We start from the raw sequence: 20,627 nt of genomic DNA, 5'->3' as shown, positions 1-20,627 counted from the left end.
CAAAGTACCCAAGTATTTACGGAGCAGCAGGCGTTAACGGGCAAGCGTAGGTGTCCGGCTTTTCCCGATCAAAAATTTCATTTGCCCACAGCATAACAATCATTTCATCATCACCAATGTTGGTAATGTCGTGTGTCCAGCCTGGCATGGTCTCCACAATTTCTGGCTTTTCGCCGGTGGTTTCCAGCTCGTAAAACTCACCGGTGTGCATATGGCGGAATTTAAAGCTGGCCTTGCCTTTAATTACCAAAAACTTCTCAGTTTTGGTGTGGTGGTAATGTCCGCCACGGGTAATACCAGGGTGCGCCGTGAAGTAAGAAAACTGACCGGCATCCGGAGTTTTCAGCATTTCTACAAAAACACCACGCGGATCACCGTATTTAGGCACCTCGTAAGTAAAGCGCTCTTTCGGCACATAGCTGAGGTAAGTGGAATACAAGGCCCGAACCAACCCAGTACCCACGCGCTCAGTAATTAAACTTTGGCGGCTATCGCGGAAGCGATACAACTGCTCGGCCAATTCACCCACAGTAATTTGGTACACAGGCTGTACGGTTTCGAAGGCTTCGCCCGTGTGTTGAGCATCCAGCAGTGCCAGAAAATGCTCGATCACATCATCGACGTACACCAAATTAACTACCGCTGCCGGGTCATTAATCTGAATAGGTAAATCGTTCACAATGTTATGGCAAAAAGTGGCCACAGCGGAGTTGTAGTTGGGTCTGGCCCATTTACCAAACACATTCGGCAAGCGGAATACCGAAACGGGTATCCCCAGCTCGCGCAGTGCCAGCAAAGCATTTTCCGCCGCCCGCTTAGAAATACCGTAAGAGTTATCCAATTCAGCCTGAATGGAAGAGGTATACACAACCGGTGCTTTGCACCCCGTTGCCAGCATAGCCTTTGCCAACTGTTGGCTTAAGCCCGAATTACCCGTGGTAAACTCTGCCGGGTCTTGCGGGCGGTTAATACCAGCAAAGTGAAACACAAAATCCACACCCGCCAGCATGGCTGGCAATTCAGCCTCGGTATGTTCGCGGGTAAAACGAACGACTTCAATTTCTTTACGTTCAACCAGGTGCACCAAAAGATTTTTACCAATAAAACCGTCGGCACCGGTTACCAATACACGCATGGCTCAATCCTCGGGGTCTACGTAACGACCATCGCGCAGTTCACGAATGAACTCCAGCTTTAGCAGCAGTTGCTGCATGCCCGCCAGATCCAGGCGCTGGGTATTGTGCGAGTTGTAATCTTCAGCCTGAGAAATTTCCTGCTCACCCTGCTCCACAAACTTGCCATAGTTCAGATCTCGCAGATCAGGTGGAACGCGGTAATAACCACCCAGATCTTCGGCGCAGACCATTTCTTCACGGCTTAACAGTGCTTCATAAAGTTTCTCGCCATGACGGGTACCGATGACGTCAATGGGGTATCCGGGCTTGCCCAATAAATCAGACAATGCCTGCGCAAGCACCTCTACCGTCGCTGCAGGGGCTTTTTGCACAAACATATCGCCGTTATTACCGTGCTCGAATGCGTACAAAACCAGATCTACAGCATCGGCCAGCGTCATCATAAAGCGGGTCATGTTCGGATCGGTAATGGTCAGCGGCTTATTGGCACGCATCTGGTCAACAAACAGCGGAATCACCGAACCACGAGACGCCATAACGTTACCGTAACGGGTACCACAAATAACGGTTTTGGTGGGGTCTACGTTACGTGACTTGGCCACCATGACCTTTTCCATCATCGCCTTGGAAATACCCATCGCATTAATGGGGTAAACCGCTTTATCGGTGCTTAAACATACCACGCGCTGCACTCCGTTCTGAATGGCGGCTTCCAGCACGTTTTCAGTACCCAGCACGTTGGTTTTCACCGCTTCCATCGGGTGAAACTCACACGATGGCACCTGCTTTAATGCCGCCGAATGAAAAATGTAATCCACACCACGGGTCGCATTCAGCACTGCCTGATAATCACGCACATCACCGATATAGAACTTCAGCTTAGGATTCACGTATTTTTTACGCATATCATCCTGTTTTTTTTCGTCGCGGCTGAAAATACGGATTTCAGCGATATCGGTATCCAGAAAGCTTTTAAGAACAGCATTGCCGAATGAACCAGTTCCACCAGTTATCATCAATATTTTTTGCTTAAACATAACCACCCTTACTTACAACATCCTTCAAAATGGACATTGCTCTATTAAATCGTTGAAATTGATCTCCATAATTATTCAGAACGCGCTCTCTTTCAGCATCATCAATTACAGATGAGATAGATTTACACAATGCATCTGCTGCAGACTCTGCGGAGAGCGGAGAATAGTAATTCGCATAAGTTCCACACACCTCTCTCGAAAAATCTCTATCGGCAACAACCAGAGGCTTTGCCATAGCCATAGCCTCAAGATAACTCGTAGAAAAAGTCTCCAAAATGCTTGGAATAAAAACAACATCTATACTCTCATACAATTCACGAGCATTAGCGTATGAATAAGGCCCTACATTGCAAATGTGCGAACGCAGCGGAAACCCCTCTAAACATTTGACAAAATTACTATCTGATTGGGCCGTAGTAACAAACTCAAAGTTAATACTTTCTCTAGAACTTAAAATCGATACTAATTCAAAAATTATTTCGAGATTTTTATGTGAATAATAAGCTGAAGGAACAAATATTTTGACCTGATTCCAACAAACCGACTCCTTACGAACACTTGAATGTAAAAAGGCTTCACCTATTGCATTCTGCAATAAGGAAGTCCTCTCTTTGGGCAACATGTATCTTTTACAGAAGCCAAATCGTGAACTCTCTGTTTGAAACAGAAAGAAATCCGCATGCAATCGAGCATGAACACCTTTAAGAAACTCCACAACGCCAAAGCGAAGAGCCTCAACAAATGAACGATTCAATCTAAGCGATAAAAAATCCGCATGTGTTATATAAGGATCGCTAATTCCCATAACATGTGGAGATTTGAAATTAATATATGTCGGACCTGCCATTGTATACACGATATCAGGTTGGAAAAAACGTTCGAGATCTAAAGCTACTTTTCTGGAATGCATACTCCGAGCAGGAGAATCTACTAAAACTATATTATTTCCAGCAATCCCCCATGCAGTTAAGACAGAGAACACTTGATGAGAGACCAAAAAAAAGCACTCACACTGAGAATCAGCAAACGCGTATTTTATAAAATTTGCGGAATTCTGTATTGCGCCACCAACAACATTCACTGAACAATTAAACAATATTTTCATGTTCAACCCAATACATCTTCAAATAACTAGTATATACCAAGAATACAAGAATCATAATCATAGAGTACAAGTGTCTTGCCGCAAGCACATCCTCTTTAAAATTCATAATTAACGTCATAATGATAACCAAAAGAGAAAGATTTTTTATAAAACGCCCATCATCAGTCAGTCGCACGCTTTTACAGAGTAAATACAACAACCAAAAATAATAGAAAATAATAAAAAACAGACCAATCACACCTGACATATACCAATTCTTCATATATCCTATATCCGCATTGAGCCATAATCCCTCCGTCCTACCCGCAGACGTTGTGCCAAAAAGAAAATTATTCAGTGACTCCATCTCAGGAGGGAAGTGCAGCATCGTAAATAAAGCCTCCAATGTTGAAGATGACTGACTTATTTTTTCAGAGAGGCCAAACTCAGCAAGAACCCTATCATAAACCAGATAGATAGGAGAATTATTCACATCACCACTAGATAAGAAAACCATAAACAATGTAAATAACAATAAAATAAAGAAGACCTGATATTTCAGATACAAGAAATAATATCCATAAAAAAATACAACAACCAAAAGACCAACACGACCAGTCAAGAAAACCGAGAGGATCACAGTCACATTAGCAAAAAGCAACATCCAAGACGAGCATTTCCCGTAACGAATTAAGTATACAGAAAGACCAATTGCAATTGATTGAAAAAAGCTCAGCAAAGCAGAGCCGCCACCAGAGAAGCCAGCAATTCTGTACCGCCCTACATCTGTAAACATTAAATCTGAAACAGAGCTATATTCATATACAAATAACTTTATAGTCGGTGAGACAAACATTAAAACAATAATAGCCGCATGAACTACCAGAGACCAATAGATATCATGAACAACCCTATAAATAACACCCCTCCCATATAGTTCAAAATAAACTAACACAACCATATAAGAGAAGAATGCCAATAGCAAAAACTTAAAGGTAAACAGTAAATATTCAACTGAAGCCATTCCATTTAAAGTAGTTACAATCAATGAAAGGACAAAAAAAACATATAGTATAATAAAATTAATAACTATAGAGCCTGATATAACAAAAAAACCACGCCTAATATAAAGGGCAACAATTGTGAATAGCAGACCTGACAAAATGACTAAATCAACTCCAGACTTGAATTTGAATGACACTAGAAAAAAGAACAGCAATATACCCATAAAAGCTTCACTCAATACCCAAAACTAATTTAGCACGAGAGAGCCAAGAATACTTATGACGGACAAGTATTCTCCCTGACTTCGCAGGTTTAGTATTTTTTGTAGTCCGAATAACCGAGGCCAAATCCTTACTATCGCCAGCCTTAAAATAAAAGCAGTAATCACCCTGCAGCACCTCCCTGAGAACAGGCAAATCAGAAGCTATAATTTTTTTATCAAAAGCCAAATACTCAAACATCTTCAACGGCGACGTATACTTGCCAATATCCTCCCCATTAGCTGTGGTTACATTTTTCTCATTCGGTAAAACTACAACATCAAAGGCCTTTAAATATTTTTTAGTACTTTCATGCGACACAAATCCATAAAAGAAGATATTATTCTGAAACTTATAATTCTCCTTAAACTCATCGACTTCAACTCTAGCCCCCCCTACAATATGAAATCCAATATCATGCAAATCTAATGCAGCATCGCATAACAAGCCAACTCCCTTACCAGGTAATAAACTACCTACATAACCTACATTATACTTGAAATTTCCATTAAGCCGTAAAGTCTCAATAGAATCTAAGTCATATATGTCAGCACCATCATGCGCGACAACTAACTTATCATGCTTAAGGTCAAATGAATCTTTAATGTCATGAGCCAATGATTCAGAAATAACAACAAGTCTAGTCAATGCTCTTGAACCACAAATAAACCTGTCCAATTTATCCTGAATATAATTTGCAGAGATGCCGTGCATTTCATAATAATGACAAACACCCAGCACGCTTAATATAAATGAAGCATGCCTATTTCTTGAGTAAACAATTGAATCCTGCCTCCTATTCAACACAATCCAGAAAGGAATAACAAAGAGACTAATAAAAACTGACGAAAGAGGCAACCTTAACACATTGAAGAGTTTTATCTGAAATATTGGATCAACATCATAAACATTAAATAAGGAAAACTTATTAAACTTAGATGAAATACTTTTTCCAATGAGAGTCACATCAAAGCCATTCAAAGAAAATGCATTACACATTTTCATCACATGAACACTATTTGCAAATTTAGATGGTAGAACTGAGTTTGACACATATATTAATGACTGCGGCATAATACTACTCCGATTATGACATCCATCTGCGATACCACATCTGAAACACAATGATACCCCATAGCTTTGGTGCATAATAGGAATGCCCCGCAATGAACCTTTCCTTAAGCCAATGAACATATTCAGAATTAAGAATCCCTTGCTGCTCAAGAGTCGCCCGGTCTAGATACACCTCTAAATAATCTCTCAATTCATTATTCAGCCAATCATAAATAGGAACACTAAATCCTTTCTTTGGACGATCCATTATTTGTTGCGGAACATATCTGTGCACGACTTGCTTAAGCACGTATTTCTTTTGACCGTTTCTAACTTTTAAATGCAATGGCAACCTAGCTCCGAATTCAACTAGATGATAATCTAAAAGAGGTTCCCGCCCTTCCAAACCAACAGACATAGTTGCCCTATCAACCTTGGCCAAAATATCATCGGGAAGATATGAGTTAAAATCAAATATCTGCATCTCTTCTAAAGGAGACAAGCTATCAAAATTCAGATGCAATTCATCTGAGTTTAGGCCAAATGTCTTTTTATTTAATAACTGTTGAATCTCCCCCTTTTTAAACAACCTACCTGTCTCTCGCATAATTTCTTGTGGGCTACGAGATGAGAGAATTGACATCAAGTAGTGATACCTTCCAGAAAAGTTTTGCAATACATTATCGATTCCGATTTTTTCTGGTCGTACACATTGCAATGCCTTAGATAAAAACCTACTCGGCATAACCCTATTGATATTATTATAATACTGTAGAGACTGAGTATATCGCTCATAACCAGAAAAAACCTCATCCCCACCATCAGCACTCAATGCAACACTAACGCTCGACTTAGCTAACTGGCTTACCAAGAGCGTTGGTATTGTTGAATTATCCGAAATTGGCTCATCCCAGACTTCGACGAGAGTTGGTACAAGCCTTAAAATATCATTCTTTGTACAATAGTACTCAAAATGATCCGTTCCTAAATGACTCGCAACTGTCTTTGCAAAATCAGCCTCATTATACTTTTTATTTTCAAATCCTATAGAGAATGTTTTAACTTTTTCGGTACGTCCGCTTTGAATTAAAGCTGTTACAGCAGTTGAATCATACCCCCCACTCAGGAAAATCCCAACTGGGACATCCGATATCATTCGGTACTGACAAGAGGACTTTATCAGCTTTTCTGTTTCATCAACGGCCTCCTGCTCTGATATTTCAAACTTGGGCTTTTCAAAGTGATCTCTTACACTCCAATACTCACTAATATTAATATCACTTGAATTCAGATCCAACTTTAAAATTTGTCCAGCCTTCAACTTCCTAGTATTCTCAAATATTGTATTTGGCTGAGGTATATAACCATGTTCAAAATATAACGACACACCACTTGTACATATTTTTTTAGTGAAGCCCGGATGCAAATGAAAACTTCTCAACTCACTGCCAAATATAAATAGTCCGTTTTCATAGTACCAGTAAAGAGGTTTAACACCTAAACGATCTCGAATCAGAATAAGCGAGCAATCAACTTCATCAAATATTGCCATGGCATACATACCATTAAAATACTTAATAGCATCTAAACCCCAATTATGATAAGCCTTTAATATAACTTCGGTATCAGAATCAGATGAAAATAAATAGCCCAGCTCTTCTAATCGGCATCTTATTTCTTTAAAATTGTAAACCTCTCCATTATATACAATCGTTATGTGATCAAGCGACATTGGCTGATGGCCATGTGACGATAAATCAAGTATAGATAACCGCCTATGGCCAAGACCCACCTGACCGTATGGCATAACTTTAAAGCAATACCCCGAATCATCAGGGCCACGATGCACTAAGCTATCCGTCATCCCTTTCAACAAATTCAAACTGGATTTATTACTAAAATCTATAAAACCAACAATTCCACACATCTTATGCCCCCCTTTGACGAACAACAAAGTAGCGGCATGAATAAATAATTACATGAAAAATCTGACCTACAACCCATGTATATGCCAAACCAACAGCCTCAAAATAATAAATCATAGGAAAAACTATTATCATATTTAATAGCATTGTATAAAAAACAACTAAAGACACACCTTTAGAATCACCTAAAATTAATAAAGCATTTGTAAATGAAGAACCAAACGGTGCAACTACCATGGCAACACATAAAACAGAAAGCACCTCTATTATATTGTCATTAAAACCACCAGAAAGAAGCCATACAATCTCTTGCGAATATAAATATACAACTAAAGCAAAAGTTATAGACAAGACCAGCAGAGTCATATTTAGTCTGGCAAAAACCATATAGAAATACTTTCTAGAATTTTGATATAAATTTGCAAGATATGGATAGAACGCATAAGTTACCGGGCTTAATAGACCACTGAATGCCTGAAGTATTTTCTCTGCGATACTATAATAACCAACCATGACATTATTTGTCATAGCTCCTAGAATAACTATATTTGTCGTCGTGTACAAATTAACATATACCCTACTCAGAAACACATGCCAACCATCAGAAATCTGAAACTTCATGCCTTTTGCGCTAGGCCACTTCAGCTTGATATCATAATTATTGATTGCGAACACAAGCCCGTAGAACCCGGAAAATACATAACCCAGAGATGTCAGCGCAGGTACAAGCCAATAATCTTTTGGTTCATTGACAATAACAAATATTATTAATGTGAACAGTCCTTTTGATATAAGATTGATTATAGCGATGTGCTTCATGGCCTCCATTCCCTGAAAAAACCAAACTGGAAAAAGCGCCTGTCCCAGAACCATCCCAAAGCCTAGAAACCAAATAAATCTGTATTGCTCAAAGAAATCTACAAAAGAAGCTACACTTAGCAAAACAAAAAAACAAAAAACTACTAGTATTAACTTTACACCCAGAACTTCAATAAAAATATCACTATACTTCCCTTTATCATCCCGAGCATCTGATATCTGCTTTGTGGCAGTTAAATTGAATCCATAATCACTTAGCATCAAGAAATACATATTTAAAGCTGTTGCAAAAGCCAGGAGACCAAATTTTTCAACACCTAAAACTCGAACTAAGTATGGAACAGTTAAAAGTGGCAAAATATAGCCAACAATTTGCATTGTGCCGAGAGATAATATATTTGACAGCAACCTCCGATGCTTTACAGACAACCACTTCTGTTTACTATTACCAAGCATTTAATACCCTTTGTTGTAATATCCAGTAATAACAGTACATAGCAATCCGTAGCAAATACTAACAATATTCATTAATCGCTACCAAACAAATCACGGGTATATACTTTACCCGCCACATCTTCCAGCTCGGCGGATGGCCGGTTGGCAACAATCACATCAGAAATTTTCTTAAACTCTTCAAGATTATTGATCACCCGCGAGTGGAAGAATTCTTCTTCTTCCAGTACAGGCTCATACACCACCACTTCGATGCCCTTGGCTTTAATACGCTTCATTACGCCCTGAATAGCTGAGGCGCGGAAGTTGTCTGAGCCGGTTTTCATTACCAGACGATAAATGCCAACCACTTTCGGATTACGGCGCAGAATAGAGTCGGCCACAAAGTCTTTACGGGTGGTATTGGAGTCTACAATGGCGCGGATAATGTTATTGGGTACATCATCAAAGTTGGCCAGCAGCTGTTTGGTATCTTTCGGTAGGCAGTAACCACCGTAACCAAAGGAAGGATTGTTGTAGTGGTTGCCAATACGCGGGTCGAGGCCAACACCTTGGATAATCTGCTTGGCATCCAGTCCGTGGGTTTCGGCATAGGTGTCGAGTTCGTTGAAGTAGGCCACGCGCAGTGCCAGATAGGTATTGGAAAAAAGCTTTACTGCTTCTGCTTCGGTGCTGTCGGTAAATAAAACCTGAATATCTTGTTTTATCGCGCCTTGCTTCAGCAGGCCTGCAAAGGTCTCTGCGCGCTTGCTTTGCTCACCAACAATAATCCGTGATGGGTACAGGTTATCGTACAGCGCTTTGCCTTCGCGCAGAAATTCCGGAGAAAAAATGAGGTTTTCACAGCCGAATTCTTCTTTAAGTCGCTTGGTATAACCCACAGGAATGGTAGATTTAATCACCATGACTGCTGCAGGGTTAATTGCCATTACATCTTTAATAACTGACTCAACACTTTTGGTATTGAAATAGTTCGTTTGTGGATCGTAGTCAGTTGGTGTTGCAATAATGACAAACTCTGCACCGGCGTAGGCTTCTTCTTTATTTAATGTGGCGCGGAAATTGAGTTGTTTGTTCTGCAGAAAATCTTCTATTTCGGTATCTACGATGGGAGATTGCTTGTTATTAAGCATCTCGACTTTTTCGGCAATAATATCAACCGCGACCACTTCGTTATGTTGTGCCAGTAACATGGCATTGGAAAGACCGACGTAACCGGTTCCGGCAATGGCGATTTTCATATTGGTTCCTTGCTAGCTCTCACTGATCGCGACAAAAATATTGTTTATTCAGAGAGAGTGATGATTTCTGTTGATTGATTGGTCCGCTGAAACGGACTTTCGCGGGCATGGCCCGCTCCTACGATTTATGAAAACTTGCGCAGACATCGGCCTTGCTGCTAAAAATCCGGCATTCACGCCTTCAATGGCAACGGCCGCTCCTACAAATTTTTACGGCTAATTAAAGGGTTTTAATCCACTCACTGAAGGCTTTGCCTTCTTTTTCATGGCGCATGCTGTATTCCACAAAGGCTTTCATATAGCCCAGCTTACCGCCGCAATCATGTGACTTACCCGTCATATAAAAAGCATTGACTGAATTTTTTTTCATTAAAGTAAAAATGGCATCGGTCAGCTGAATCTCATCCCCTGCACCTGGTGCAGTATGCGCAAGAATATCCCAGATATCGGCAGGTAATACATAACGACCTACGACCGCCAGATTGGAGGGTGCTTCTTTTACAGCTGGCTTTTCGACGATCGTTGAGATCGGAGCGCTTTCGCCAGGCTTAATATCCGCTCCTGATATATCAACAATGCCGTATTTGTCGACGTCTTGCTGTGCAACGGCTTCGACCAGAATCTGGCTGGCACCTGTGGTTTCATACTCGCGAATCATTGCAGCAAGGTTTTCCTGCTCCAGATTGGCACTGGCATCATCAATCAATACATCTGGCAGCACCACGGCAAAAGGAGAGTCGCCAATCAATGGCTTGGCACAGAGCACCGCATGACCAAGACCTTTGGCCTGTCCCTGGCGAATATGCATGATGGTTACACCTTTTGGTGTGATAGAGCGAACTTCATCCAGTAACTGGCGTTTTACCCGTGCTTCCAGGGTCGATTCCAACTCAAAGGAGGTATCAAAGTGATTTTCGATCGCATTCTTCGATGAATGGGTTACCAGAATAATTTCAGTGATACCCGCAGCTGCGCATTCATTAACCACGTACTGAATCAGTGGTTTATCGGCCAATGTCAGCATTTCTTTGGGAATGGCTTTGCTGGCTGGCAGCATACGGGTTCCAAGACCCGCTACGGGAATTACTGCTTTAGTGACCTTTATCATAATTAAATCCGGGCCGGGCCCTCTCCTTAGGTTTTAATTCGTTTGCGTTCAACATTCATCATGGGTGTCATCGGTTCCAATAAACCTGCAAAAACTTCTGCCCAACGTTCAGACACGCTGCCGCCCGAAGGTTATTCGCGAATGTTCCCTGATATCGCATCGCTGCTCTTAATTTTCATTTTGGCCAATTTTTTCAGGCCAGTGCCAGCTCGCTCAATTCCACAAGCAATTCGCTCTGCTGGCCCAGCAGAGAAAGTAAGATTACCGCTCTCTCTGCACCATCATACTCTTGGAAGATGGCTTCATAGTGTTTAAAGGGTCCACTGCTTAATGCAACTCTTTGCCCTTTTGTATATAGGGCATCATTTTCATTGCAAGCGGTACGTCGCTGCAAGTCATCAACCAGTAAAGTGTTTACAACGGCAGGTTGCGATCCGAAATACAGCAAACCACGCGCGCCCAGCGTTGAGCGCACTTTGCTGAGAAGTGGATTTTCCGGGACTGATTTCAGAAAGAGATATCCAGGAAACAGCGCCTCCTGACGAAGCACCCGTTTGCCTTGCATAACACATTCGCGTTGAAAAAGAGGTAAAAAGACATGCGCCCCCTGCTGCTCAAGATGCTCCAGAGCCCGTTGTTCTTGCCGGGGCCGGGTCAGAACAACGTACCATTGAGATACCACATCCATGTTATTCCGCAGGCCTCAGCTAAGGCTTGCCAGAATCTGCTCACAGGCAAGAGCAGGATCGGAGGCCTGAGTAATCGGCCGGCCAATTACCATATAATTAACTCCTGCATTCTGTGCCTGCAATGGCGTTAACACCCGGCGCTGATCACCTTGCTCAGTCCCTTCCGGGCGGATGCCTGGAGTGACCGTCAGAAATTTCGGACCACAGGCAGCGCGAATTAAAGCGACTTCCTGCGCAGAACAGACAACGCCATCAAGCCCGGATTGCTCCGTTAATATTGCCAACCGTTCAACCTGTACCTGAGGATCAATATCCAAACCGATATCGGCCAGGTCTGCGCGCTCCATCGACGTCAGTACGGTGACACCGATCAGCAGTGGTCTATGAGATTTTTTCTCAATTTCATTGCGCGCCGCTTCCATCATACGCCGACCGCCAGAAGCATGGACATTCACCATCCATACACCTAATTCCGCGGCAGCACCGACGGCTTTAGCGCACGTATTGGGAATATCGTGGAATTTCAAATCCAGAAAAACATCAAAACCAAGATGATGCAGTGACTCTATGATCGCAGGGCCGGCAGCCGTAAAAAGTTCTTTACCAACTTTAACCCGACATTGTGCAGGGTTCAGCAGGCCAGCCATGGCCAAAGCCTGCTGCTGGTCCGGATAATCCAGCGCGACAACAACAGGCGAGCTGACAGCACAAGATGTATTTGCACGGTCAGAAGAGAGAGATTGCTTATTCATAAATCGAGCTTCGCTTTTGGCAACTGCGGCACAAAAGAATTAATGGTCGACCAGTCCTTGCAGCTAGGACAGCGCCAGTGAAATTCTTTGGCCTTAAAACCACAATTTTTACAAACGAACTTAGGCTCGTTTTCAACAATGCGCCGCAGAATATCATACACAACCAGCAACTGCGACTTGTCGAGCTGCTGCTTATGACGCACCACTAATTCTACCAACGCAAAAAAACCCAGGTTAGATGGTTGCGCTGCCAACTCAGACAACAGTGTCGTCATTGCCGGTACGATCCCCTGCATTTCGACTTCGCATTCGGCTTTAGCAACCAAAGCGGGAACGTACTGGCTGGTATGCCATTGCTTCGCCAAGTGGGCAACCAAACCGGAGCCATCATCGACATGTTGAAAAGAATCAACCATGCGCTCCAGCACCATAACAATCGCCTGACTATCAACATCCACCGCTTTTAAATAACAGCGAATAGCTTCGCGGGGCTCTTTCTGGCCATACGCCATATCGCCCTGAACCACAAAGGCCCGTGCGCAGCGGCTATCAATTTTCAGGGCCTGGCGGCAGAACTGTTGCGTCTCCAGGTAATCACCACGGGCCGAAGCGCTCTCTGCTAACTCACACACTGCATGTGCAATACGTTTATTGAGTGATGCACTGCCAGCAAGTTTCTTCTCCCGATACAAATCGAAAATACGCTGCCATTCCCCTTCCTCTTCATACAATTCAACAAGGTAACGGGATGCCTGCTCCTGAATGCGGCCACGCGCACCCAGCAATTCAACAAATAAACGCTCAGCACGATCCAGCAGACCGGCATAGGAATAATCGATGGCTAATTCCAACTCCAGCAGCATCTGCGTATTACGGGAGAGATCGGTACGGGCGAACAATGCCTGGTGCAGATGAATGGCACGATCAGCCTCTCCCTTTTCACGCAGAGAGCGGCCCAGCTTGAGAAACAGATCGATGGCATCATCGTCTAACTGAGGGACATTAAGAAGTCGTTCAAGCGAGGCGTCATTAGCTTCCGCCAACAAAAATTCAACACTGGGAATCCAGTCAGGAGAAGACTCTTTTTTAACCTGGCGGGCAAATCGATAGCCGAGGGTCCAGCCGATGGCAATCCCCAACAGCAGCAGCACATAAACCAGTGCAGAATCCATCATAGGTGCCTACGGCAGTTTATTCAGGCGTTGTTTAGTGTCTGCAAGCTCTTTCCGCAACTGTCGAAGCTGCAGTTTTTGCCGGGCATTAATGACGATACCACTTAACAGACCAGCCACCGCCCCAAGCAACAATACTGCGCCCATCCAAAGAGATACCGGCATAGCAATTGGCGAGCCAATCAAAAAATTTAACTCAACCAGCAAGCTGTTTTGCGCAGCAAACGCGAGCGTATAGGCCAAAACGGCAATAAAAAGCACGACACTCAGGCCTACTTTCAGCGTTTTCATAGCATCGACTCCATATACCGGGATAATTAATCATCTTCCGGACTGTCATTCACCTGATCACGCAGCTCTTTGCCGGGCTTAAAGTGAGGAACAAACTTCCCTTTAAGATCGACCGTCTCTCCGGTTTTAGGATTACGACCCATCCGCGGGGCACGATAATGCAGCGAAAAACTGCCGAAACCGCGAATCTCAATGCGATCCCCCGATGACAGAGTCTGCGACATGTGATCAAGCAAGGTCTTCACCGCCAGCTCTACGTCTTTCGACGACAACTGCGGCTGTCGGGTTACGATTTTTTCTATCAGCTCAGATTTTGTCATGGCTTTTCCCTCCTTGAGAACGAAGCATGGCAATAAACCTAGCCAAATCATGCAGTTAGCTCAACCCTTTTGCAAGTGTTGATTGTTTGTACAACGGATTTCCATTCATCCCGACCTAAATCTGTAACAAAGCACCGGAAAACCACCAGAAGAGGCCGAATTGCATAAGGAAAACCCCACAAATCCACCTTTTTGCTGCTCAGTACAAAGCAGCGCTAAAAGGAGACGCCTGCTCTCGCGAGCTACAAGCAGAACCGGGAACAAATCCGAAGCATAAAAAAACCCGCCGAAGCGGGTTTTTCAGATCAACTTAACTCAGCAAGACTTAGTCTTTCTGGTTCAGCTGCTCTTTGATCAGGTCACCAATAGTGGTAGGACCGGTCATTTCAGCATCGGCTTTAGCACGCTGTTCTTTCAGAGCCGCTTTGTCTTCAGCGCTGTCTTTCGCTTTCACGGACAGGCTGATGCCACGGTTCTTACGATCAACAGCAGTGATAACCGCTTCAACGCTATCGCCTTCGTTCAGTACGTTACGGGCATCTTCTACCTTGTCACGGCTGATGTCAGAGGCTTTCAGTACGCCTTCAACGCCAGGAGCGATTTCGATAACAGCCGCTTTCGCGTCAACAGAGATCACTTTACCGGTGATCAGAGTGCCCTTGTCGTTTTCAGCAACGTACTCAGAGAACGGATCGCTTTCCAGCTGCTTAACGCCCAGAGAGATACGCTCACGCTCAGGATCGATAGACAGGATCACAGTTTCCAGTTCGTCGCCTTTCTTGTAGTTACGAACGGCTTCTTCGCCGCTGTCGTTCCAGGAAATGTCAGACAGGTGAACCAGACCGTCGATGCCGCCATCCAGACCGATAAAGATACCGAAGTCAGTGATGGACTTGATCTTACCGGAGATCTTGTCGCCTTTGTTGAACTTGGTACCGAACTCTTCCCATGGGTTCATGGTGCACTGCTTGATACCCAGGGAGATACGACGACGTTCTTCGTCGATGTCCAGAACCATAACTTCGATTTCGTCGCCAACCTGAACCACTTTGCTTGGGTGGATGTTTTTGTTGGTCCAATCCATTTCGGATACGTGAACCAGACCTTCAACACCCTCTTCCAGCTCGGCGAAACAGCCGTAGTCAGTCAGGTTAGTTACGCGTGCTTTAACACGTGCGTGCTCTGGGTAACGCTCGTTGATGTTTACCCACGGATCATCACCCAGCTGCTTCAGACCCAGAGAAACGCGGTTGCGCTCACGGTCGAATTTCAGCACTTTAACGTCGATTTCATCGCCAACAGCAACGATTTCGCTTGGGTGCTTGATGCGCTTCCACGCCATGTCAGTGATGTGCAGCAGGCCGTCAACACCGCCCAGATCTACGAAAGCACCGTAGTCGGTCAGGTTCTTAACGATACCCTTAACAGACTGGCCTTCCTGCAGGTTAGCCAGCAGTTCTTCACGTTCCTGGCTGTTAGCAGCTTCCAGAACGGCACGACGGGATACAACCACGTTGTTACGCTTGGCATCCAGTTTGATAACTTTGAATTCCAGCTCTTTGCCTTCCAGGTGCAGAGTGTCGCGTACCGGACGTACGTCAACCAGAGAACCTGGCAGGAAGGCACGGATGTTTTTCAGATCAACAGTGAAGCCACCTTTGACTTTACCGTTGATGATACCCATAACCATTTCATCAGCTTCGAAGGCTTTTTCCAGTTCAATCCAGCTTTCTGCGCGTTTCGCTTTTTCACGAGACAGGCGGGTTTCACCGAAACCATCTTCAACGGCTTCCAGAGATACCTGAGTGGTGTCGCCGATAGCAACTTCCAGCTCGCCTTTTTCATTCAGGAACTGGCTGCGTGGGATAACAGCTTCAGATTTCAGACCAGAGTTAACGGTAACCCAATCGCTGTCGATATCGACAACAGTACCGGTAACGATGGAGCCTGGCTGCATGTCCAGTTCTTTAAGGGATTCTTCAAATAATTCTGCAAAGCTTTCGCTCATGCTCATGAGTATGTACCTATCTCGTTAAGGCGTGCTTCCGTGGGGTAATTAATGGAAGACAACGCGTACCAAATGGCCAGACATTCGGGGTTAGTCAAACATAAAAACAGGTGCGTTTTCTCATGTTCCCGCCTTGGGGAAAGAGCCGGCTAACGCACCGGTTTCATCTCAGATCAGTCCAGTAGTACGGACAAGATTCATTACCTGATCGCATACTTCCTCAATGCTCATTGAGGTGCTGTCGATCAGTACAGCATCTTGCGCGGGCTTCAATGGAGCGACAGATCGGTTACTGTCACGCTCATCGCGAGCTCGGATGTCTTCGATAAGGGCGGGTAAACTAGCACTAAATCCTTTTTCAAGCAACTGCTTGTAACGGCGTTGTCCACGTTCTTCAGCACTGGCGGTGAGGAACACTTTGACCGGTGCATCAGGGAAAACCACCGTCCCCATATCGCGGCCGTCGGCAATGACACCCGGAGCTGTGCGGAAATCACGCTGGCGCTGCAATAATGCATCGCGTACCGCCGGTAATGCCGCCACCTGAGAAGCCAGGCTACCGACTTCTTCGGTGCGGATTGAATCGGTCACGTCATCCCCTTCCAGGATAACCCGCACGCCTACCGGAGTCGGTTCAAAACGCACATCCAGACTGCCGGCGACCGCAGCAACCGCGACTTCATCATCCAGTTTCAGGCCTTTGCGGCTCGCAGCCAGACCGGTAATACGGTACAGCGCACCGCTGTCGAGCAGCTGCCAGTTCAGCACCTGTGCCAGACGGGCACACACTGTGCCTTTACCGGCACCGGATGGGCCATCGATTGTAATTACGGGGGCAGAAAAAGCGTTCATTCGATTTCCTTTTACTCAGCGGGCTTGCTGGTCACATCCAGTTGCAGGCCGGCATTATTGGCCAGACCAACAAAGTCCGGGAATGAGGTTGCTACGTTGGCGCAATCCAGCACGATAATCGGCTCAGCGGCGCGCACAGAGGCAATGGCAAAACTCATGGCGATACGGTGATCGTGATGAGTAACAATTTCGCCACCACCAAATACAACCGCGCCCATTCCCTGACCACCTTTACCCTGAATCACAGCGCCGTCTTCGGTGCCCCTGGCATCCACACCCAACGTGACCAGACCATCCACCATGGCCTGAATACGGTCACTTTCTTTTACCCGCAATTCTTCTGCACCGGTCAGAACGGTTTCGCCTTCGGCACAGGCGGCGGCAATAAACAGCGCCGGGAATTCGTCGATGGCCAGCGGCACCTGGTCTTCCGGAATATGAATACCTTTTAACTGCGCACTGCGGATGCGGATATCCGCCACTGGCTCACCGCCCACTTCGCGTTCGTTCAGCACGTCAATATTGCCGCCCATAGCGCGCAGAATATTAATGACACCGATACGGGTCGGGTTAATACCCACATGCTCAAGGGTAATGTCAGAGTCCGGTGCAATACTCGCGGCCACCATAAAGAAAGCTGCGGAAGAAATATCGGCTGGTACATCAATGCTGGTTGCGGTCAGCTTACCGCCGGACTGCAGCGTTACTGTGCTGCCATCGACCTGTACGTCATAGCCAAAGCCTTTCAGCATACGCTCGGTATGATCGCGGGTTGGCGCAGGCTCAGTCACCGAGGTTTCGCCTTCGGCGTACAGGCCGGCCAACAGCACACAGCTTTTTACCTGAGCACTGGCCATCGGCAGATCGTAGTGAATGCCTTTCAGCTTGCCGGCACCAAATACTTTGATTGGCGGACGACCGGCTTCGGCGGTTTCAACCACAGCACCCATCAGCTTCAGCGGATCGGCCACGCGCCCCATCGGGCGTTTGGACAGGGATTCATCACCGCTCATTTCGACATCAAAGCTCTGCCCTGCCATCAAACCAGCGAGCAGACGCATGGACGTTCCGGAATTACCTAAATACAGCGCATTCGGCGGCGCTTGCAGACCATTCAGACCAACACCATGAATGGTTACCCGGCCACGATGCGGCCCTTCAATCACCACGCCCATATCACGGAATGCCTGCAGCGTGGCAAGGCTGTCTTCACCTTCAAGAAAACCACTGACCTCAGTCGTACCCTCAGCCAGAGAGCCCAGCATGATAGAGCGGTGGGAGATGGATTTATCTCCGGGAACACGGAAACTGCCGCTCAGCGAACCGGCAGGTGAAGCAATATAAGTAACAGATGCGGTTTTCATAGGATCAACGTAGGCCCTGCGGGCGAGTATTTTGGAAAAATGGTCGCGCGCCACTTTAGCACGGGTCAACACGCCCATCACGGTGGTGGTGTCTTCCTGCTCGATCGCGCTGCGTAAAAAATTCAGGTCATGCTGAAACAGATCCAGCGTTTTCAGAATCTGTTCTTTATTGGCGGAAAAAATATCCCGCCACATCACCGGGCTGCTGGCAGCAATGCGGGTAAAGTCGCGAAAGCCACCGGCTGCGTAGTTAAAGATTTCTTTGTTTTCATGGCTGTTGGCCAGCGTATCCACCAGTGAATATGCCAATAAATGCGGCAAATGACTGGTCGCGGCCAACACTTCGTCATGATGGGCAACGGTCATGTGCTCGACATCCGCCTCAACCGCACACCAGGCCGCGCGCACCAGACGCAACGCTGCTTTATCGGTATGTGCCTGTGGCGTGATGATCACTTTATGGCGCACATAAAGATTTTCATCTGCGGCACTTACGCCGCTGCGTTCTGAACCGGCAATCGGATGGCCCAGTACAAAGCGGTTAAAATCTGCGCCAAAAACCGCCTCAACATCGCGGGCAACAGAGCCTTTAACCGAACCGACATCCGTCAGTACCGCGGTATCACGGATGGCGGGCGCAATATCCTGCAACACTTGACGTACGGCCAGAATCGGCACCGATATAATAATCAGGTCAGCATCGCGCACCGCGTCCGTTATTTCGGTACTGAAATCGTCAATCAAGCCGATCTGCAGTGCTTGCTGCATCGAATCCAGATTACGGTCATAGCCATGCACTTCGCCGACGCAACCACGTACCCGCAAACCTTTCACCCAGGAGCAGCCAATCAACCCGAGGCCAATAACGGTCACCCGGGGAATAAACAGAGAATGCTTTTTGCTCAAGACAACACCGCAGTCAGGGCATAAATAAAGGCCGTGTTTTCCGCCTCGGTACCGATCGAAACGCGCAGATATTCCGGCATTTCGTAGTTAGCAACCGGACGAACAATGACACCCCTGGCCAGCAGTTGTTTGTACACGTCCATGGCATTCACCCCATCCGGAACGCGGAAGGCAACAAAATTTCCAACCGATGGAATAAAGCTCAGTTCTAATGCCTTAAAGGCTGCTGTCAGTTGCTGCATTCCGGCATTATTAATGGCGATACTCTGCGCGACATAATCGTCATCCGTTAATGCGGCTGTCGCGGCCGCCAGAGCAAAAGAATCAACATTAAATGGCGGACGAACGCGGTTAAGCAAATCTGCCAGCTCAGGACTGGAAACGCCATAACCCACGCGCAAAGAGGCCAGACCATAGGCTTTGGAAAACGTACGGGTGATCACCAGATTCGGATAGTGGGGTAATAACTCAATGCCATCCGGAAAATCGGCTTCATTAACGTATTCGAAATAGGCTTCGTCCAGCAGCACCAGGACATTTTCCGGCACTTGATCGAGAAAATTCACCAGTTCGGTTTTGCCCAGCCAGGTACCGGTTGGGTTATTCGGATTGGTAATGAACACGATACGGGTTTTTTCCGTAATGGCAGCCAACATGGCGTCTAAATCGTGACCGTAATTTTTCGCCGGTGCCGCAATACAGTGAGCACCGACCATGCGGGCCACCAGACCATAAATCGCAAATGCGTGTTGAGACACCACCACGTCATCGCCGTCGTTAACAAAAACGCGGGTAATAAAATCGAGAATATCGCTTGAGCCATTGCCCAGAGTAATTTGCTCCGGTCCGATGTTATAAGCGTCAGTGCTCAGTTTATTGCACAGGGCTTTTTTCAATTCAAAGCCAGCACCATCAGGATAGCGGGTGAGGTCTGCCAGTTCCGCCTGAATCGCCGCCAGCGCTTTCGGGCTTGGGCCCAGCGGGTTTTCATTACTGGCGAGCTTAACAATGTCGGCTTCTTTCAGGCCGAGCTCGCGCGCCAGTTCATCAATAGGTTTACCCGGCTGATAGGGCATCAGGCCACGAACGCCTTCCACTGCCAGCTGCTGAAAATCGACTGCCATAGTGCCTGCCTTACAATGCGTTAATAGG

At 45.8% G+C, this 20,627-nt stretch carries 18 protein-coding genes; all 18 read right to left on the bottom strand.

The genetic code is table 11. The annotated features are described in order from the left end of the window. Window positions 1–16: 16 nt before the first annotated feature. The 18 genes from wbjC to hisC all read right to left on the bottom strand — a co-directional run bounded on the left by wbjC (window position 17) and on the right by hisC (window position 20,599). Entirely contained in the window at window positions 17–1,135 is a 1,119-nt protein-coding gene (gene wbjC / locus NYR02_RS06045; protein ID WP_260975481.1) for a UDP-2-acetamido-2,6-beta-L-arabino-hexul-4-ose reductase, read from the bottom strand. Between the two features lie 3 nt (window positions 1,136–1,138). After that, a complete protein-coding gene (locus tag NYR02_RS06040; RefSeq protein WP_260975480.1) occupies window positions 1,139–2,173 on the bottom strand; it encodes a polysaccharide biosynthesis protein in 1,035 nt (344 codons plus the stop codon). Further along, complete coding sequence (locus NYR02_RS06035) at window positions 2,166–3,278, bottom strand: glycosyltransferase (RefSeq protein ID WP_260975479.1); 1,113 nt, start codon at window positions 3,276–3,278, stop codon at window positions 2,166–2,168. Before NYR02_RS06035 ends, NYR02_RS06040 begins: the two co-directional genes overlap by 8 nt. Further along, on the bottom strand, window positions 3,262–4,485 hold the full coding sequence (locus NYR02_RS06030) for a hypothetical protein (protein ID WP_260975478.1): 1,224 nt from the start codon (window positions 4,483–4,485) through the stop codon (window positions 3,262–3,264). The genes NYR02_RS06035 and NYR02_RS06030 overlap by 17 nt, the downstream gene beginning before the upstream one ends. A gap of 7 nt (window positions 4,486–4,492) precedes the next feature. Next, the gene (locus NYR02_RS06025) at window positions 4,493–5,596 is read right to left on the bottom strand and encodes a glycosyltransferase family 4 protein (RefSeq protein WP_260975477.1); all 1,104 of its coding nucleotides are present in this window, start codon (window positions 5,594–5,596) and stop codon (window positions 4,493–4,495) included. A 13-nt stretch (window positions 5,597–5,609) separates the two neighbouring features. Continuing rightward, window positions 5,610–7,502 carry an asparagine synthase (glutamine-hydrolyzing) gene (gene asnB, locus NYR02_RS06020; protein WP_260975476.1) on the bottom strand — a complete coding sequence of 631 codons (1,893 nt, stop codon included), beginning with the start codon at window positions 7,500–7,502 and terminating at the stop codon, window positions 5,610–5,612. Between the two features lies 1 nt (window position 7,503). Further along, window positions 7,504–8,775: a flippase gene (locus NYR02_RS06015; protein ID WP_260975475.1), complete on the bottom strand. Its 1,272-nt coding sequence runs from the start codon at window positions 8,773–8,775 to the stop codon at window positions 7,504–7,506. A 71-nt stretch (window positions 8,776–8,846) separates the two neighbouring features. Further along, complete coding sequence (locus tag NYR02_RS06010) at window positions 8,847–10,013, bottom strand: nucleotide sugar dehydrogenase (RefSeq protein ID WP_260975474.1); 1,167 nt, start codon at window positions 10,011–10,013, stop codon at window positions 8,847–8,849. Window positions 10,014–10,233: 220 nt separating this feature from the next. Then, the gene (gene galU, locus NYR02_RS06005) at window positions 10,234–11,121 is read right to left on the bottom strand and encodes a UTP--glucose-1-phosphate uridylyltransferase GalU (RefSeq protein WP_270049513.1); all 888 of its coding nucleotides are present in this window, start codon (window positions 11,119–11,121) and stop codon (window positions 10,234–10,236) included. A 193-nt stretch (window positions 11,122–11,314) separates the two neighbouring features. Next, window positions 11,315–11,809 (bottom strand): transcription termination/antitermination NusG family protein, encoded by a 495-nt coding sequence (locus tag NYR02_RS06000; protein WP_260975473.1) that lies wholly within the window; start codon window positions 11,807–11,809, stop codon window positions 11,315–11,317. Window positions 11,810–11,824: 15 nt separating this feature from the next. After that, entirely contained in the window at window positions 11,825–12,562 is a 738-nt protein-coding gene (pyrF, locus tag NYR02_RS05995; protein ID WP_260975472.1) for an orotidine-5'-phosphate decarboxylase, read from the bottom strand. Then, window positions 12,559–13,737, bottom strand: a complete 1,179-nt coding sequence (locus tag NYR02_RS05990) for a hypothetical protein (protein WP_260975471.1) — start codon at window positions 13,735–13,737, stop codon at window positions 12,559–12,561. Before NYR02_RS05990 ends, pyrF begins: the two co-directional genes overlap by 4 nt. A 6-nt stretch (window positions 13,738–13,743) precedes the next feature. Continuing rightward, window positions 13,744–14,025 carry a lipopolysaccharide assembly protein LapA domain-containing protein gene (locus NYR02_RS05985; protein ID WP_260975470.1) on the bottom strand — a complete coding sequence of 94 codons (282 nt, stop codon included), beginning with the start codon at window positions 14,023–14,025 and terminating at the stop codon, window positions 13,744–13,746. Between the two features lie 26 nt (window positions 14,026–14,051). Then, window positions 14,052–14,345, bottom strand: coding sequence for an integration host factor subunit beta (gene ihfB / locus NYR02_RS05980; protein WP_260975469.1), 294 nt, complete (start codon window positions 14,343–14,345; stop codon window positions 14,052–14,054). A 325-nt stretch (window positions 14,346–14,670) separates the two neighbouring features. Continuing rightward, window positions 14,671–16,353: a 30S ribosomal protein S1 gene (gene rpsA, locus NYR02_RS05975; RefSeq protein ID WP_260975690.1), complete on the bottom strand. Its 1,683-nt coding sequence runs from the start codon at window positions 16,351–16,353 to the stop codon at window positions 14,671–14,673. A 168-nt stretch (window positions 16,354–16,521) separates the two neighbouring features. Continuing rightward, window positions 16,522–17,205, bottom strand: a complete 684-nt coding sequence (gene cmk, locus NYR02_RS05970; RefSeq protein WP_260975468.1) for a (d)CMP kinase — start codon at window positions 17,203–17,205, stop codon at window positions 16,522–16,524. Between the two features lie 11 nt (window positions 17,206–17,216). After that, the gene (locus NYR02_RS05965; protein WP_260975467.1) at window positions 17,217–19,475 is read right to left on the bottom strand and encodes a bifunctional prephenate dehydrogenase/3-phosphoshikimate 1-carboxyvinyltransferase; all 2,259 of its coding nucleotides are present in this window, start codon (window positions 19,473–19,475) and stop codon (window positions 17,217–17,219) included. After that, a complete protein-coding gene (gene hisC / locus NYR02_RS05960) occupies window positions 19,472–20,599 on the bottom strand; it encodes a histidinol-phosphate transaminase (protein WP_260975466.1) in 1,128 nt (375 codons plus the stop codon). Before hisC ends, NYR02_RS05965 begins: the two co-directional genes overlap by 4 nt. Between the last annotated feature and the right edge of the window lie 28 nt (window positions 20,600–20,627).

The sequence above is a fragment of the Thalassolituus pacificus genome (genome assembly GCF_025318105.1).
GTDB classification, from domain to species: Bacteria; Pseudomonadota; Gammaproteobacteria; order Pseudomonadales; family Oceanobacteraceae; genus Venatoribacter; species Venatoribacter pacificus.
The sequence above is the reverse complement of the archived record's forward strand: the minus strand, read 5'-3'. Positions and strand labels throughout refer to the sequence as shown.

What these genes read in the sequence shown, in the direction of transcription:
- NYR02_RS06025 (WP_260975477.1), bottom strand. Translation starts at nt 5,596, where the DNA reads ATGCCGCAGTCATTAATATATGTGTCAAACTCAGTTCTACCATCTAAA.
- NYR02_RS06035 (WP_260975479.1), bottom strand. Translation starts at nt 3,278, where the DNA reads ATGAAAATATTGTTTAATTGTTCAGTGAATGTTGTTGGTGGCGCAATA.
- NYR02_RS05985 (WP_260975470.1), bottom strand. Translation starts at nt 14,025, where the DNA reads ATGAAAACGCTGAAAGTAGGCCTGAGTGTCGTGCTTTTTATTGCCGTT.
- cmk (WP_260975468.1), bottom strand. Translation starts at nt 17,205, where the DNA reads ATGAACGCTTTTTCTGCCCCCGTAATTACAATCGATGGCCCATCCGGT.
- NYR02_RS06030 (WP_260975478.1), bottom strand. Translation starts at nt 4,485, where the DNA reads ATGGGTATATTGCTGTTCTTTTTTCTAGTGTCATTCAAATTCAAGTCT.
- wbjC (WP_260975481.1), bottom strand. Translation starts at nt 1,135, where the DNA reads ATGCGTGTATTGGTAACCGGTGCCGACGGTTTTATTGGTAAAAATCTT.
- pyrF (WP_260975472.1), bottom strand. Translation starts at nt 12,562, where the DNA reads ATGAATAAGCAATCTCTCTCTTCTGACCGTGCAAATACATCTTGTGCT.
- galU (WP_270049513.1), bottom strand. Translation starts at nt 11,121, where the DNA reads ATGATAAAGGTCACTAAAGCAGTAATTCCCGTAGCGGGTCTTGGAACC.
- NYR02_RS05990 (WP_260975471.1), bottom strand. Translation starts at nt 13,737, where the DNA reads ATGATGGATTCTGCACTGGTTTATGTGCTGCTGCTGTTGGGGATTGCC.
- hisC (WP_260975466.1), bottom strand. Translation starts at nt 20,599, where the DNA reads ATGGCAGTCGATTTTCAGCAGCTGGCAGTGGAAGGCGTTCGTGGCCTG.
- asnB (WP_260975476.1), bottom strand. Translation starts at nt 7,502, where the DNA reads ATGTGTGGAATTGTTGGTTTTATAGATTTTAGTAATAAATCCAGTTTG.
- NYR02_RS06015 (WP_260975475.1), bottom strand. Translation starts at nt 8,775, where the DNA reads ATGCTTGGTAATAGTAAACAGAAGTGGTTGTCTGTAAAGCATCGGAGG.
- NYR02_RS06040 (WP_260975480.1), bottom strand. Translation starts at nt 2,173, where the DNA reads ATGTTTAAGCAAAAAATATTGATGATAACTGGTGGAACTGGTTCATTC.
- NYR02_RS06000 (WP_260975473.1), bottom strand. Translation starts at nt 11,809, where the DNA reads ATGGATGTGGTATCTCAATGGTACGTTGTTCTGACCCGGCCCCGGCAA.
- rpsA (WP_260975690.1), bottom strand. Translation starts at nt 16,353, where the DNA reads ATGAGCGAAAGCTTTGCAGAATTATTTGAAGAATCCCTTAAAGAACTG.
- NYR02_RS06010 (WP_260975474.1), bottom strand. Translation starts at nt 10,013, where the DNA reads ATGAAAATCGCCATTGCCGGAACCGGTTACGTCGGTCTTTCCAATGCC.
- ihfB (WP_260975469.1), bottom strand. Translation starts at nt 14,345, where the DNA reads ATGACAAAATCTGAGCTGATAGAAAAAATCGTAACCCGACAGCCGCAG.